The organism is Chelativorans salis, from assembly GCF_025336525.1.
Lineage (GTDB): Bacteria > Pseudomonadota > Alphaproteobacteria > Rhizobiales > Rhizobiaceae > Chelativorans > Chelativorans salis.
In genome coordinates, this window is the sequence record NZ_JAOCZP010000002.1 from 186,285 (window position 1) to 199,904 (window position 13,620).

14 protein-coding genes are annotated in these 13,620 nt (G+C 63.8%); 5 read left to right on the forward strand and 9 right to left on the reverse strand.

The window, feature by feature from the left end:
- Positions 1-222: 222 nt before the first annotated feature.
- Complete coding sequence (locus N5A92_RS06740) at positions 223-1,176, forward strand: Gfo/Idh/MocA family protein (protein WP_260901227.1); 954 nt, start codon at positions 223-225, stop codon at positions 1,174-1,176.
- Between the two features lie 108 nt (positions 1,177-1,284).
- On the opposite strand, the gene mnmA is transcribed toward N5A92_RS06740, so the two are convergent.
- Positions 1,285-2,460 (reverse strand): tRNA 2-thiouridine(34) synthase MnmA, encoded by a 1,176-nt coding sequence (gene mnmA / locus N5A92_RS06745; RefSeq protein ID WP_260901229.1) that lies wholly within the window; start codon positions 2,458-2,460, stop codon positions 1,285-1,287.
- 243 nt (positions 2,461-2,703) lie between these two features.
- On the opposite strand from mnmA, the gene sciP reads away from it, so the two are divergent.
- Positions 2,704-2,979: a CtrA inhibitor SciP gene (sciP, locus tag N5A92_RS06750; protein ID WP_159587124.1), complete on the forward strand. Its 276-nt coding sequence runs from the start codon at positions 2,704-2,706 to the stop codon at positions 2,977-2,979.
- Positions 2,980-3,363: 384 nt separating this feature from the next.
- Here the strand turns inward: sciP and N5A92_RS06755 are convergent, their stop codons facing one another.
- Entirely contained in the window at positions 3,364-3,735 is a 372-nt protein-coding gene (locus tag N5A92_RS06755) for a flagellar export protein FliJ (protein ID WP_260901231.1), read from the reverse strand.
- Positions 3,736-4,187: 452 nt separating this feature from the next.
- Here N5A92_RS06755 and ctrA point away from each other — a divergent pair, with 452 nt between their 5' ends.
- Positions 4,188-4,883, forward strand: coding sequence for a response regulator transcription factor CtrA (ctrA, locus tag N5A92_RS06760; RefSeq protein ID WP_159587121.1), 696 nt, complete (start codon positions 4,188-4,190; stop codon positions 4,881-4,883).
- 76 nt (positions 4,884-4,959) lie between these two features.
- Here the strand turns inward: ctrA and N5A92_RS06765 are convergent, their stop codons facing one another.
- Together N5A92_RS06765 and chpT are read right to left on the reverse strand one after the other, a co-directional pair.
- Entirely contained in the window at positions 4,960-5,328 is a 369-nt protein-coding gene (locus N5A92_RS06765) for a response regulator (RefSeq protein WP_260901232.1), read from the reverse strand.
- 99 nt (positions 5,329-5,427) lie between these two features.
- A complete protein-coding gene (gene chpT / locus N5A92_RS06770; RefSeq protein WP_260901233.1) occupies positions 5,428-6,057 on the reverse strand; it encodes a histidine phosphotransferase ChpT in 630 nt (209 codons plus the stop codon).
- A gap of 350 nt (positions 6,058-6,407) precedes the next feature.
- On the opposite strand from chpT, the gene N5A92_RS06775 reads away from it, so the two are divergent.
- Both N5A92_RS06775 and N5A92_RS06780 read left to right on the forward strand, forming a co-directional pair.
- Positions 6,408-6,938: a DUF1134 domain-containing protein gene (locus N5A92_RS06775; protein WP_425248557.1), complete on the forward strand. Its 531-nt coding sequence runs from the start codon at positions 6,408-6,410 to the stop codon at positions 6,936-6,938.
- A 101-nt stretch (positions 6,939-7,039) separates the two neighbouring features.
- On the forward strand, positions 7,040-8,251 hold the full coding sequence (locus N5A92_RS06780; RefSeq protein ID WP_260901235.1) for a coiled-coil domain-containing protein: 1,212 nt from the start codon (positions 7,040-7,042) through the stop codon (positions 8,249-8,251).
- 3 nt (positions 8,252-8,254) lie between these two features.
- On the opposite strand, the gene N5A92_RS06785 is transcribed toward N5A92_RS06780, so the two are convergent.
- The 5 genes from N5A92_RS06785 to N5A92_RS06805 are packed head-to-tail and all read right to left on the reverse strand — an operon-like array spanning position 8,255 to position 13,450.
- Positions 8,255-9,064, reverse strand: coding sequence for a TrmH family RNA methyltransferase (locus N5A92_RS06785; protein WP_260901237.1), 810 nt, complete (start codon positions 9,062-9,064; stop codon positions 8,255-8,257).
- A 4-nt stretch (positions 9,065-9,068) separates the two neighbouring features.
- The gene (locus tag N5A92_RS06790) at positions 9,069-9,818 is read right to left on the reverse strand and encodes a HugZ family pyridoxamine 5'-phosphate oxidase (RefSeq protein WP_260901239.1); all 750 of its coding nucleotides are present in this window, start codon (positions 9,816-9,818) and stop codon (positions 9,069-9,071) included.
- 14 nt (positions 9,819-9,832) lie between these two features.
- Entirely contained in the window at positions 9,833-11,020 is a 1,188-nt protein-coding gene (locus N5A92_RS06795) for a CaiB/BaiF CoA transferase family protein (RefSeq protein WP_260901240.1), read from the reverse strand.
- The gene (locus tag N5A92_RS06800) at positions 10,992-11,753 is read right to left on the reverse strand and encodes a 3-hydroxyacyl-CoA dehydrogenase (protein ID WP_260901241.1); all 762 of its coding nucleotides are present in this window, start codon (positions 11,751-11,753) and stop codon (positions 10,992-10,994) included. Before N5A92_RS06800 ends, N5A92_RS06795 begins: the two co-directional genes overlap by 29 nt.
- Positions 11,754-11,770: 17 nt before the next feature.
- Positions 11,771-13,450 (reverse strand): formate--tetrahydrofolate ligase, encoded by a 1,680-nt coding sequence (locus tag N5A92_RS06805; RefSeq protein WP_260901242.1) that lies wholly within the window; start codon positions 13,448-13,450, stop codon positions 11,771-11,773.
- Positions 13,451-13,620 lie beyond the last annotated feature (170 nt).

Genomic DNA, 13,620 nt, shown 5'->3' on the forward strand with positions numbered 1-13,620 from the left:
GTGCATGGGGCATCGCCGGTGGGTGATGGGGCCAGGCACCTTCGAGGACGGGCGGATATAAGGTTGTGCGCGTGGCGGTGTCAAGCGGCTCGGCTATTTGCAAAGAAGCATTTCGTCGGGGCGGCTGCGACCCTTCGTCGTGGCTCTCATCGGGGTCTGCGGGCTTGAGTTGCGGGGCCGGCGCCGATATGTGTCGGCAACGCCAAATCTTGTGACGATTATATGAAGCCGCGAATCGCAGTCCTTGGGTGCGGGTATTGGGGATCGAACCATATCCGCACGCTTAAGTCGCTCGACGTTCTCAGCGCCGTGTCGGATGCCAATCGGCCGCGAGCCGAGGGCTTCGCCAGCGAGCAGGACTGCCGCGTCGTCGATCCCGAAGACCTGTTCGACGACAAGGAAATCGATGCCGTGGTGATGGCATTGCCGCCGCAGTTTCATGCCGACTACGCGATACAGGCTATCGCTGCCGGCAAGGACCTGCTGGTCGAAAAGCCGATCGCGCTCACCGTCGAGGATGCCGAAAGGGCAGTGCAGGCCGCGCGCAAGGCGAAACGTGTCTACATGGTCGGCCACGTGCTGCGCTTTCACCCTGCCTTCGAGACGCTGAAATCACTTATCGATGCCGGTGAACTCGGCGAGGTGCGCTACATTCACTCGCACCGCCTGGGGCTTGGGAAATTCCACACTGAGAATGATGCGCTGTGGGATCTGGCGCCGCACGATCTCTCCATGATCCTGGCGATCACCGGTGCCGCGCCGATCGAGGTGCGGGGTGAGGGGGCGGCGCTGCTCGATCATTTGAGCGACTTTGCGCATCTGCACATGCTTTTTGAAAACGGGCTGAGGAGCCACCTCTTCGCCTCGCGCCTCAACCCCTATCGCGAGCGGCGGTTGACGGTGGTCGGTACCAAGGCGATGGCCGTGTTCGACGATGTCGAGCCGTGGGGGCGCAAGCTCGCCGTCTATCGCCACGCCGTGTGGCAGGACAGCGGCCAGTGGGCCTTCACCACCAACGAGCCGACTTATGTGCCGGTCGAGGAGGGCATGCCGCTGACGCGTGAGCTCGAGCATTTCATCGACTGCATCGAGACGCGCAGCGAGCCACGCACCACTGGCGAGGAAGCAATCGAGGTGTTGCGCATCCTCACCGCCGGCACTGTGTCGCACTACTGAAGGCACTTCCACCGGCCGCTGAAGTGTCAGCCATTCTCGGATGAAGACACGGCGGGGCCCCGCGCGCGAGAGGCTGGGCGGGCAAGAGACGCTGAACCCGGACGGACCTCAGGCCGGCAGGTCTACCAGGCGCGCCAACTGTGCCTCCGCTTCGGCGCGCCGCTCCGAGCGCTCGATGAAGCCACCGCCGAAGACACGCGCTTCCTCTCCGTCATCGGAATAGAGCACACAGGCCTGGCCTGGCGCCACGCCGGCCTCGCCCTCATGCAACTCTACAAATGCGGTGCCGTCCCGGTGATGCAGCGTGGCGGGCGCCGGCGGGCGGGTGGAGCGCACCTTCGCGTAGAGATCCATGCCGTTCTCGGGGATGGCCTCCAGCGGCCGGTCGCCCAGCCAGTTCACCTGGCGCAGGGTGAGCCTACGCGTCTCCAGCGCCTCGCGCGGGCCGACCACGACGCGCGCTCGCTCGGCATCGAGATGCACGACGTAGAGCGGCTCGCCGGCGGCAATGCCGATGCCGCGGCGCTGGCCGATCGTGTAGCGCAGGATGCCCTCGTGCCGGCCGAGGACGCGGCCGTCGATGTGGACGATCTCACCGGGGCTGGCGGCCTCCGGCTTCAGCCGCGAAATGATGTCGGAATACTTGCCGCGCGGGACGAAGCAAATGTCCTGGCTGTCCTGCTTGGCGGCAACCGACAAACCCAATCCCTTGGCTATTCTGCGCACCTCGGGCTTCGGAAGGCCGCCAAGGGGGAAGCGCAGGTAGTCGATCTGCTCCTGCGTGGTCGCGAAGAGGAAATAGCTCTGGTCGCGGTCGGCGTCGACCGGCCGGTAGAGCGCCCTGTGCGCGCCGTTGGCATTCGAGCGGATATAATGGCCGGTGGCGAGCGCGTCGGCGCCGAGCTCGCGGGCGGTCTCCAGAAGGTCGGAGAACTTCACCGTCTGATTGCAGGAAACGCAAGGGATGGGCGTCTCGCCGGATACATAGCTCTCGGCAAAAGGGTCGATGACGGCCTTGCGGAAGCGCTCCTCATAGTTGAGCACGTAGTGGGCGATGCCCAGCGTCTCGGCGACACGGCGCGCGTCGTCGATATCCTGGCCGGCGCAGCAGGAGCCAGGTCGGTGGGCGGCCGCCCCGTGGTCGTAGAGCTGCAGCGTGATGCCGACCACCTCATAACCTTCCCTGGCCAGGATGCCGGCCACGACGGAAGAATCGACGCCGCCCGACATGGCGACGACGACGCGCGTGTCCTTGGGCACTCCCGGCAGGTCGAGGCTGTTCATCGCTCTCAATTCCGTTCCTGATCGCAAGCTACATGGCTCAGCTACATGGCAATGCGGCGCGGCCGGGTCAAGATGGCCGCCATGCCGCATCGATGCATCGTCGGCATTCGAATCAAAACCCGAGCAAATCCCTAACGTCGGATTCACTTGTATTACGCTACTCTTACCACGCGTTTAGGCAATTCTTAAAGCTGCGGCGATATCGTCGCAATGATTGGGTCTTGGTTCAGTGTAGAGAGTACGATGACCGATCTGGTGCGACCGCGCGTGAAATATGTGATTGGGCCTGACGGCAGCCCGCTAACGATAGCCGACCTGCCGCCGTCCAACACGCGCCGCTGGGTCATCCGCCGCAAGGCGGAGGTGGTGGCTGCTGTGCGCGGCGGACTGTTGAGCCTGGAAGAGGCTTGCCAGCGCTACCGTCTGACGGTGGAGGAGTTCCTGTCCTGGCAGGCCTCCATCGACGAATACGGCCTGCAGGGCCTGCGCACGACCCGCATCCAGCAGTACCGCCACTGACCGGGTGGTGAAAACACAGGGCGGCGGTAGGCAATCCAGCCTCGCCACAAAACGGATGTCCAATGAAGCCTCGCCCACCGGGCCGGCAGTCGGCCGCTCAATGGTGTGAGCGCAGATTGATCTTGGGATCCTTTCCTCTGCTTCTCCTGTAAGGCGGCGCTCCGTTTCAGGTTGAAACGGCGTACAAGGCCGTTGTTCCCTTGTTGGAGGGGAGCGGTGTCGGCGATCTTCAGCTTGAAGACGGTTTGGATGCCGCGTTTTTGCGTATCGGCGTGTGCTTTGCATTGATCGGCTGCCGCTAGGGCAGGGCGGCTTTCTATTGTATTGGCAGAATCGGCGAAAGCCTGCCGCTAGCCGACGCGGCCCTGACCGCCGGTGACTACCTCAACCTGTCAGCGCGTGCGCGCCCTCGTCGCCGCGCTGTTTGCCGTCGCGCGATTCCAGCGCCTCGGCTTTTCTGAGCTCGACTTCGGCCTCGACCAGCTCATCCTCGGCCTGCTCCTTCTGCTGAGCGAGATCGGCCTGGGACGTGCGCAGGTTGTCGCGGCGCAACCGTGCCGCTTTGGCGAAAGTGGGGTAGGCGAAGTGGTTCTGATCGGTGATGCCAGCCTTGGCCTCCTCGGCGGCAACCTGTGCCTCCAGTTCATCGGCCATGCGGTTGAACTCGGCGATCATTGTGTCGAGCTGGGCGATACGGCGGCGTTTTTCGTTCACCTGAAACTGCTTCAGCCGGACGAGGTTTGTGCGTGACTTCATCTCCAGACTCCCAGAAAACGCGGCCCCATACTGCAAATCCGTCACCGGCCAACGTCGTGTTGTTTGTGCCCTTCAGCCTCGATCCCGCCAATCTTGGAAAACAAAACCCTAAGAATCGTGGCCGACGGTAACCATTCGTTTACGGGCATTGTTAATCATAAGGGACAGGACTTAAGGCGCGGTAAAGACGCGCACGGGATTGGAGGTTCATCGCCCCGCTTTCCGGGCTCCGCATTCGATATGAGAGGGCTGCTGGAGCAAGGAAAAGGGCGGGCGCGATTCCGTATGTGGATTCAATAGCGTGACTGGGAAAGCTGAAAGGCGATCTTAGCGCTTGCAAGGACGAATCAGATTTTGTTAACCATTAACTGGCAGCTTCCGATTCAGGGCATCATTGCTGCGGTGTCCGGATGCCTGCCAGACCCGGTTCGGCGGCGGAAAGGGGACAGGAAATGCGCGTTCTGCTGATTGAAGACGATAGTGCGACAGCACAAAGCATCGAATTGATGCTGAAATCGGAAAGCTTTAACGTTTATACGACCGACCTTGGCGAGGAGGGGGTCGATCTCGGTAAGCTTTACGACTACGACATTATCCTTCTTGATCTCAATCTCCCGGACATGTCGGGCTACGAAGTGCTCAGGACGCTGCGCCTTTCCAAGGTCAAGACGCCGATCCTCATCCTGTCGGGCATGGCCGGCATCGAGGACAAGGTGAGGGGGCTCGGCTTCGGTGCCGACGATTACATGACCAAGCCCTTCCACAAGGACGAGCTGGTTGCCCGCATCCACGCCATCGTGCGCCGCTCCAAGGGGCATGCCCAATCGATCATCACCACCGGAGACCTGGTGGTGAACCTGGACGCCAAGACCGTCGAGGTGGCCGGCCAGCGCGTGCATCTGACGGGCAAGGAATACCAGATGCTGGAGCTGCTTTCCCTGCGGAAGGGCACCACGCTGACCAAGGAAATGTTCCTCAACCATCTCTATGGCGGCATGGACGAGCCGGAACTGAAGATCATCGACGTCTTCATCTGCAAGCTGCGCAAGAAGCTGGATACCGCGTCCGGCGGCCAGAACTACATCGAGACAGTGTGGGGCCGCGGCTATGTGCTGCGCGAGCCCGAGGAAATCCGCGAAAGTGCCTGAATGGCGACGCGCAGCCCCGAAAAGACCCGGCCTAGGCCGGGTTTTTTGTTGCCGGGTTTTCAGAAACCAGCTGAACTCACGCCGCAACGTCGAATTCGCGGAAGCTCTCCAGAAGCTGCTCGCGGGTGAAAGGTTTTAGGATAAAACCTCTGGCGCCCGCCCGCTTGGCGCGCATGATGCGGCCGACGTCGAACTGGCAGATGCACAAAACGATATGCGGCTTGGCCTCGGGATCGATTGCCACAAGCCGCCGGATGAGATCGGCCGAATCCATGTCGGGCAGAAGGCCGTCGACAATCACAATTTCCGGCATCTCATGCCGGCAGATGTCGATCGCCTCGTTGGCGGTAGAAGCTTCCCCGACCAGCATGTCGGGACCGGCAAGAATGCGCTTGGCGACCTTGCGGATTACGCTCGAGTCGTCGACGATCAAACAGCGCTTCATGCTTCCGCTCCCTTCACAACCGGCTGCCGCCGCAATTGCCGGAGCGTATGGTAACGAAGTCTGGTAAATTCACCGCAAACGGGCTTGGTAAATTGTTCGCTAATTTGCGGTCAGCACAATCTCTTCGGCGGACGCGTGGATGGAGACGGTCATGCCGGTCTCGCGGGCGAGCAGCAGCGTATAATAGTACTGCACACTATGCGCATCGATTGGTTCCTCGGGCGGCTGGTTCGAGTGCAGTTCGAGGAATTTTGGCGGCACACGCATCATGGGTCCGTGTGCGGCGACGGTGAATTTCGGCGCCGTCTCGATATCCACGAGCCGCACCGTCAGCTTACCACCACGCGGAATGGCCGTGTTCGCCACCAGGATCAGGTTCAGGAGCAGCTTGACCTTGTTCTTGGGTAAAAGCGCCCGGCCGCCGATCCACTCCAGCTCCGGCTTTTCATTGTGGATGAAAGCCGTGGCGACGGTCTGTGCATCGCCGGTGTCGATCTGCATGCCCGCCGAACCCGCCGCGCCGAAGGCGATGCGGGCGAACTGCAGCCGTGCAGAGGCATTGCGGGCGCTGGCGCGGATGAGTTGCATCGCATCCTCGTCCGCACCCCCCTCGTCGAGAAGCTCCAGGCCGTTGCTGATCGCCCCCACCGGCGAGATGATGTCGTGGCACACGCGGCTGCACAGTAGCGCAGCCAGGTCGATTGCACTCAGCGAGAGAATATCATTCATCTTTGAACCGTCCCCAGTCAAAATCCTCAATCCTCTAGCGGGCGAAACCGGCCGCATGCCTGCGAATCGCCATATCGATAAGCGCGACTGTCGTTACACATCGCGGGCTGGCCGGCAACAAACCGCGGCCATATTCGGCGCGGCGCGGCTCCTGAAAAGGTATCATGACGGCGCCGTTTGGCGCAGGCTTAATGGTTGAAAAAGGATTACGGATTACCTTTCAATTTTCGTAAGAGGCAGCCGAGCCACAACGCGGCTCACGCTGCCGCCGCTTTGCAATGGAGATGAAACCAATGCTGACCAGCCTCTTTAGCCGCGCCAAGGCGCGCCTTGCCATCGTGGCGCTGGCGATGCTGGGCGCGGCGATCCTCTTGCCCGCGCCCTCCGCTCACGCCCAGAACGGCTATACGATGGACGAGATCGTCGATGCGGGAAGCAACTTCTTCGGCACCACCACCGGCGGCCTGGCGTCGGTGGTGGAAAAGATCTTTTCCACCTACGGGCTGCCCAACGGCTACGTGCTGGGCGAGGAAGGATCCGGCGCCCTCATCGGCGGCCTCACCTATGGCGAGGGAACGCTCTACACCAAAAATGCCGGCGACCATCCAACCTATTGGCAAGGGCCGTCCATCGGTTGGGACTTCGGTGGCCAGGGCTCGCGCGTTATGGTCCTGGTCTACAATCTCAACGATGTGGGCGAACTCTACCGGCGCTATGCGGGCGTTGCCGGCTCCGCCTATCTCGTCGCCGGCCTAGGCTTCAACGTACTCAAGAACGGACCCGTGCTCATCGTGCCGATCCGCACCGGCGTCGGCGCCCGGTTGGGCGTCAATCTCGGTTATTTGAAAATGACCCAGCGGCCGACCTGGAACCCGTTCTAAGGCGGAATAGCAGGCAAGTCGGCAAATCCGTCGGGGCACTGGATTTGCCGATGTCCCCCATGGCACAGTAGCAGCCGACAATCGCCGACGGACATGCCCCTGTGATACAGACCGTTCTGACATTCATCCTCGGCTTCCTCGCCGCCGCCGCGCTGGCTCTTGCGGTGGCGCCGGCGCTGTGGCGGCGTGCCGGTGTCCTCACGCGCAAGCGTATCGAGGCATCGATGCCGCTCTCGAGCGAGGAGCTGCAGGCCGAGATCGACGCTGTCAGGGCTAAGTATGCCATGACCACGCGGCGCCTGGAGATGAAGGCGGAAGCCATCAAGAAAAAGGCCGCCCAGGATCTGGTGGAGATCAATGTCCAGCGTGAGGAGGTGAGGCGGCTCGGTGAGGAGTGCACCGCGCGCGACGAGGCGCTGGCTACCCTGCAGGCGCGGTACGATGATATCGCCAAGCAGCTTTCCGAACGTGATGCGGAGATGAAGGCATCGTCGGCGAAACTGCCGACGGTCGAGAAGAGCCTGGCCGAGCGGACAGCGGAAGTCGAGGAGCTTTCGCGCCTCTACGAGGAGTCGAGCCTGATAGCCAGTAGCCATCAGGTCGAGCTGGTGGCGCGCGAAGCCGATATCGAACGTCTCAACGACACGATCACGCGCTTGCGCAACGAGGCCAAAGAGGCCGACCGGGCAAGGCGTGCCGCGGCCTCCGAGAAGACCAAGGTGGAGGAGGCCCTGAAGGCTGCGCGCAAGCGTTCCGACGAACTGGAGCGAAGGATCGAGGGTATGATGACCGACCTGTCGACGCGCGACGAGCGGTTGGAGCGGCAGGAAAAGGAGATCGCGCGCTTGAAACGGAAGATCAGGGAGAACGCCGGCGACAACGGCGTGTCGCGCCAGCTCATCGATGCGGAAGAGGCGAAGGCGCGGCTGGAGATGCAGGTGGCTGATCTTTCACTGCAAGTCTCGACCCTGCTGGCCCAGGATGGTGGGGAAGGAGGTGCTATGTCCACAGCCAGGAAGTCGGAGGTGGAACGGCTGCGGTCGCGGCTTGCCACCTTGATGCGTGAGAACAAGAAGCTGCGTGAGGCGATCGCCGCAGCGGAGGAAGGGCCGGGCGACGACGACCTGCGTGAGCAAATCTCCAACTTGGCAGCGGAAGTGGTGAACATGGCCGCCGTCCTCGAAGGCCCCGGCTCGCCCGTCGAAAAGGCGCTATCAGAGCGGCCATCGGTACCGCCCGAAGGCGAGGTCCGCCCGCCAAGCCTGGCCGAGCGCGTCCGCACCCTCCGCGAGGGCTCGGCGCCGGCGGAATAGACGCTACACCTCTCCCCGCCAAAGCCGATGCAGTGCGATGGCCGAAGCGGCGGCCACGTTCAGGCTGTCGAAGTCCTCGAGCATGCCGATGCGCACCGAGGGCAGGCGGTCGAGCAGCGTTGCCGGCAGGCCCGGCCCCTCCGCGCCGAGAAGGAGGGCCGTCCGCGGCGCCCGCGTCACGGCATCGATCTCCCGCGCCCCTTGCGGGCTCAAAGCGAGAATCTCGAAACCGCTCTCGGAGAGAGCTTCGACAAGCGCTTCCGCGCTGTCGCCCCGCGCAAAGGGCACCTTGAGCGCCGCGCCCACCGAAACGCGGATCGCCTTGCGGTAAAGCGGATCGCAGCAGCCGGCGTCCATCAGCACTGCATCGGCGCCGAAGGCCGCTGCATTGCGGAAGATGGCGCCCATGTTGTCGTGGTTGGCGATGCCCGAAAGCGCCACTACCAGAGCCCGTTCCGGTAGACGCGCGATGAGCGCTTCCGCACCCTCTTCCTCCCTACGCATGCCGATGGCCAGCACGCCGCGATGCATGGGAAAGCCGGCGATGGCATCCATCACCGCGCCGCCCGCCACATAGACCGGCACATCCTGTGGCACGCGGTCGATAAGTTCTCCCATCCCCGCCACCCGGTTCTCGCGCAGAAGCACGGACTCGGCGGCGAAGCGGGCGGTGGAGAAGAGCACGTTCAGCACCACCTTGCCCTCCGCCACGAAGCGACGCTCGCGTCCGACAAGGTCGCGTTCGCGGATGTCGCGATAGGCGGCGATCCGCGGGTCTCCCGGGTCGTCGATGCGGATGAGCTCGCGAGGCATCGCTTCAGCCGCCACGCGCCTTCTTTGCCATGGCGACGAGCACCGGGCGCATCTCGGAGGCATCCTTCAGCGGCTCGTCGAAGAAGGTGCGCCGCACTTCGTCACCCTTGGCGATGTCGATACCCTCGGGGTCGATGCCCGTCAGTATCCAGCCCCCCGCCTCGGCACCGGCGAACGCGGTCGCATAGTTCTCCACAGCGTCCGCATGGTCCTCGTTCATGTGTTCGACGGCGCGCTGCTCCATCTCCAGAAGCGCCGCCGAGACGGCACTCTCTGCCAAAAGCTCCTCGCGCTTTAGCTTGTAGGCGCGGGCGAAGCCGCCATTCAGCAGCCCGCCCTCCGGTTCCAGCCGGAAGAAGGAGAAATCGGCAAAGCCGGCGTAAAGCTTCGCCTTCGGATGCCGGTTCAGGTAGCGCCGCACGGCATGCGTTCCGTCGGCGGTGCCGCGTTCCAGCTTCTTTGCCCGCATTTTCAGCGTCAGGCGCGGGTGGGCGAGCGGATCTCCCTTGCCGGGCTCGCCGACCAGCAGCGAGCAGCGCCGGTCCGCGTCGAGTGCTGCCGTGTGCGCCGACAGCGCGGAAACCAGGATCAGCGGCGTCCCATCCATATCGGTTGCAACCGCCACCCGCGTTGCCAGCGGCGCGCCGTCGGCGTCGAGCGTGGCGAGCGCACCGAAGCGGGCGGTGCGCATGAGCGTCTTCGCCAGCCGGATCGCTTGCGCATCGGTTTCAAGAAATGGATCGGCCTTCGCCATAGCCCGCGCTCCTTCTATACGGAGCCTTCGCCGATAACGCCCGCCTCTTCAAGGGCTTTCCGCTCGTCGTCGGAAACGCCGAAACGCTTGAGCGAGGTGACGGGCTCCGCAGGCCCCGCCCGGTGCGGGGGCGTGCGCGCAAAGCGTGGCGCTGCGGCCGGGCGGGTGAAGCCGTCCCGCGTTTCGTGCACCGCACGGGCGCGGTTGTGCGGATGATCCGCCGCCTCCTTCAGCGAAAGCACCGGCGCCACGCAAGCGTCCGTGGTCTCGAACAGCGCTGTCCATTCATCGCGGCTCTTCTCGCGAAAGCGTGCGGCGATCGCCGCCCGCATCTCCGGCCACAGCGCACGGTCGTATTGTCCTTCGACAAACCGCTCCTCCAGCGGCAGGAGCCTGGCGAATTCGGCGAAGAACTGCGGCTCCAGGCAGGCGACGGCGACATGGCCGCCATCCCCCGCCTCATAGGTGTCGTAGAACGGCGCGCCGCTGTCGAGCAGGTTCTCCCCGCGCCCCTCGCGCCAGAACCCCGCCGCCATGAAGCCGAAGAAGGGTGCTGCAAGCATCGACGCGCCGTCGACCATCGCCACATCCACCACCTGCCCCTTACCCGAGCGCTCCCGCTCGAAAAGGGCAGCCAGCACGCCGGCTATAAGGAACATAGTCCCGCCGCCATAGTCGCCGACGAGATTAAGCGGCGGCAAGGGTTTACCTCCCTTCGGCCCGATCATGGAAAGGATACCCGACCAGGCGAGATAGGTAAGGTCGTGCCCTGCGCGGGCGCTGAGCGGTCCATCCTGGCCGAAGCCGGTCATGCGGCCGTAGACGAGCCGCGGGTTGCGCTTCAGCGCTTCCTCCGGCCCGGCCCCCAGCCGCTCCATCACGCCCGGGCGGAAGCCTTCCAGAAGGACGTCAGCGCCTTCCATGAGCCGCAGCAGCAATACGCGGCCCTCCGGGCTTTTGAGATCGAGCTTCAGGATTTCCCGGCCGTGCCGTTCGAGATCGTATTCGGGCGGTGCATTGAGGAAGGCGCGGCCGGCGTTCTTGCGCTCGATGCGCAGTACGTCCGCGCCCATCTCCGCCAGCATCAGGCCGGCCAGCGGCACCGGCCCTATCCCCGCCATCTCGATGATGGTCAGGCCGGAAAGAGGGCCGCTTCTTGCGGCGCCTCCCATCTTATCGCGGCGCCATCCGGATGGCGCCATCGAGCCTGATCGTCTCGCCGTTCAACATCTGGTTCTCCACGATATGGCAGGCGAGGGCGGCATATTCGGAAGGCTCTCCCAGCCGCGGCGGGAAGGGCACCTGCTGCCCAAGTGATGCCTGCGCGTCTTCCGGCAGGCCGGCCAGCATCGGCGTCTTGAAGATGCCGGGTGCGATGGTGCACACGCGGATGCCGGCGCGGGCGAGGTCGCGCGCGATGGGCAGCGTCATGCCGACGATGCCGCCCTTGGAGGCCGAATAGGCGGCCTGGCCGATCTGCCCGTCGAAGGCGGCGACGGAGGCCGTATTGACGATGACGCCGCGCTCGTCGCCCGCAAGCGGCTTCAGCTCCTGTGCCTGGGCGGCGAAGAGGCGGATCATGTTGAAGGAGCCGAGAAGATTGACCTCGATCACCTTGCGATAGAGATCGAGCGGATGCGGCCCTTCCTTGCCCACGGTCTTCATGGCGACGGCAATGCCCGCGCAGTTTACGAGAATGCGCGGCGGTCCGAGCTTCTCCGTCACCGCAGCAATCGCCGCCTCGCCGTCCTCGGCGCTGGTCACGTCGCATCTGATCGCCAGACCGCCGATCTCGCCGGCCACCTTCTCCGCCTGCTCCATGCCGACATCGGCGAGTGCCACCTTGGCGCCCTTTTCCGCCAGTGCCCGCGCCGTGGCCTCGCCAAGGCCCGAACCGCCGCCCGTCACGAGTGCGGTGATGCCGGATGGATTCATGGAATGTCTCCTTCGGGTTAAAACAGCCCCTCGATATAGCCCTCTTCGTTAAGGAATATCTTCTCCGCAGACGGTGCGCTGGGCAAGCCCGGCATGGTCATGATCTCCCCGCAGATGGCGACGACGAAACCAGCGCCCGCCGAAAGCCGCACCTCGCGCACCGGAACCACGTGGCCCGTCGGCGCGCCGCGCAGGTTCGGATCCGTGGAGAAGGAATATTGCGTCTTCGCCATGCACACGGGAAGCTTGCCGTAGCCCTGGTCCTCCCATTGCTTGAGCTGGGCGCGGACGGATTTGTCGGCGATCGCCTCCAAGCCGCGATAGATGCGTGTGACGATTGTATCGATCTTCTCGAAGAGCGGCATGTCATCGCGGTAAAGCGGGGCGAACTGCGAAGTGCCGCTCTCGGCCAGCGCCACCACTTTGTGCGCCAGTTCCTCTATGCCGGCCGAGCCTTCCGCCCAGTGCCGGCACAGCACCGCCTCCTCGCCCATGGAGGCTACATATGCCTTCACCGCCTCGATCTCGGCCGCCGTGTCGGTGTGAAAGTGGTTGATGGCAACGATCGCCGGCACGCCGAACTGCTTCACGTTTTCGATGTGGCGGCCGAGATTGGCGCAGCCCTTCTTCACGGCCTCGACGTCCTCGGCGCCAAGATCCTCCTTCTTCACACCGCCGTTCATCTTCAGCGCCCGTATGGTCGCCACGATGACCGCGGCCGAGGGCTTGAGACCGGCCTTGCGGCACTTGATGTCGAAGAATTTCTCCGCACCGAGATCCGCGCCGAAGCCGGCTTCCGTCACCACATAGTCGGCGAGCTTCAAGGCCGTCGTGGTGGCCATGACGGAGTTGCAGCCATGCGCGATGTTGGCGAACGGTCCACCGTGGACGAAGGCGGGGTTGTTCTCCAGCGTCTGCACGAGGTTGGGCTGCAGCGCATCCTTCAAGAGCACGGCCATGGCGCCGTCGGCTTTGATGTCGCGCGCAAAGACCGGGCTCTTGTCGCGGCGGTAGCCGACGATGATATCGCCGAGGCGCCTTTCCAGGTCTCTGAGATCGGTGGCAAGGCACAGGATGGCCATCACCTCGGAGGCGACGGTGATGTCGAAACCGGCCTCGCGTGGAAAACCGTTGGCCACACCGCCCAGCGAGACGACGATCTGGCGCAGTGCGCGGTCATTCATGTCCATGACGCGGCGCCAGGCGACGCGGCGGATGTCGATATTCTCCGAATTGCCCCAGTAGATGTGGTTGTCGATGAGGGCGGATAGAAGGTTATGCGCCGAGGTGATGGCGTGGAAGTCGCCGGTGAAGTGGAGGTTCATGTCCTCCATCGGCACGACCTGCGCATAGCCGCCGCCGGCAGCTCCGCCTTTCATGCCGAAGCAGGGGCCGAGAGAGGCTTCGCGGATGCACACGGCGGTCTTCTTGCCGATGCGGTTGAGGCCGTCGCCCAATCCCACCGTCGTCGTCGTCTTGCCTTCGCCTGCGGGCGTCGGGTTGATGGCCGTTACCAGGATGAGCTTGCCGTCGCCGTTCTTGCGCGCCTCGGCGATGAATTCGGCCGAGATCTTCGCCTTGTCGTGGCCGTAGGGAAGCAGGTGCTCGGACGGGATGCCAAGCCGTTCGCCGATCTCCTGGATCGGCTTCTTCTTCGCCGCGCGTGCGATTTCGATATCGGATTTCACCTCGGCCATGCGCCTCCTCCTCGATTGCCTCGGCCAAGGTGTGCCTGCCACACCCGCCGGTTTCAGGCAATAAGGACGCGTGCCGCCTCCCGGTGCCATCCTGAAAAAGGCGGAAAATGCATGAAATGCGACAGGGGGTGAAAGAGTGCAGTGAATAGCGGGTAGGGAGCGCAGTGCTG

Bases quoted from the DNA above. Each gene is read 5' to 3' on its own strand.
- N5A92_RS06755 (WP_260901231.1), bottom strand. From the start codon at position 3,735: ATGAAGTCACGCACAAACCTCGTCCGGCTGAAGCAGTTTCAGGTGAAC.
- N5A92_RS06775 (WP_425248557.1), top strand. From the start codon at position 6,408: ATGCTGGGCGCGGCGATCCTCTTGCCCGCGCCCTCCGCTCACGCCCAG.
- chpT (WP_260901233.1), bottom strand. From the start codon at position 6,057: ATGAATGATATTCTCTCGCTGAGTGCAATCGACCTGGCTGCGCTACTG.
- ctrA (WP_159587121.1), top strand. From the start codon at position 4,188: ATGCGCGTTCTGCTGATTGAAGACGATAGTGCGACAGCACAAAGCATC.
- N5A92_RS06805 (WP_260901242.1), bottom strand. From the start codon at position 13,450: ATGGCCGAGGTGAAATCCGATATCGAAATCGCACGCGCGGCGAAGAAG.
- mnmA (WP_260901229.1), bottom strand. From the start codon at position 2,460: ATGAACAGCCTCGACCTGCCGGGAGTGCCCAAGGACACGCGCGTCGTC.
- N5A92_RS06800 (WP_260901241.1), bottom strand. From the start codon at position 11,753: ATGAATCCATCCGGCATCACCGCACTCGTGACGGGCGGCGGTTCGGGC.
- N5A92_RS06785 (WP_260901237.1), bottom strand. From the start codon at position 9,064: ATGCCTCGCGAGCTCATCCGCATCGACGACCCGGGAGACCCGCGGATC.
- N5A92_RS06740 (WP_260901227.1), top strand. From the start codon at position 223: ATGAAGCCGCGAATCGCAGTCCTTGGGTGCGGGTATTGGGGATCGAAC.
- N5A92_RS06795 (WP_260901240.1), bottom strand. From the start codon at position 11,020: ATGGCGCCATCCGGATGGCGCCGCGATAAGATGGGAGGCGCCGCAAGA.
- N5A92_RS06765 (WP_260901232.1), bottom strand. From the start codon at position 5,328: ATGAAGCGCTGTTTGATCGTCGACGACTCGAGCGTAATCCGCAAGGTC.
- N5A92_RS06790 (WP_260901239.1), bottom strand. From the start codon at position 9,818: ATGGCGAAGGCCGATCCATTTCTTGAAACCGATGCGCAAGCGATCCGG.
- sciP (WP_159587124.1), top strand. From the start codon at position 2,704: ATGACCGATCTGGTGCGACCGCGCGTGAAATATGTGATTGGGCCTGAC.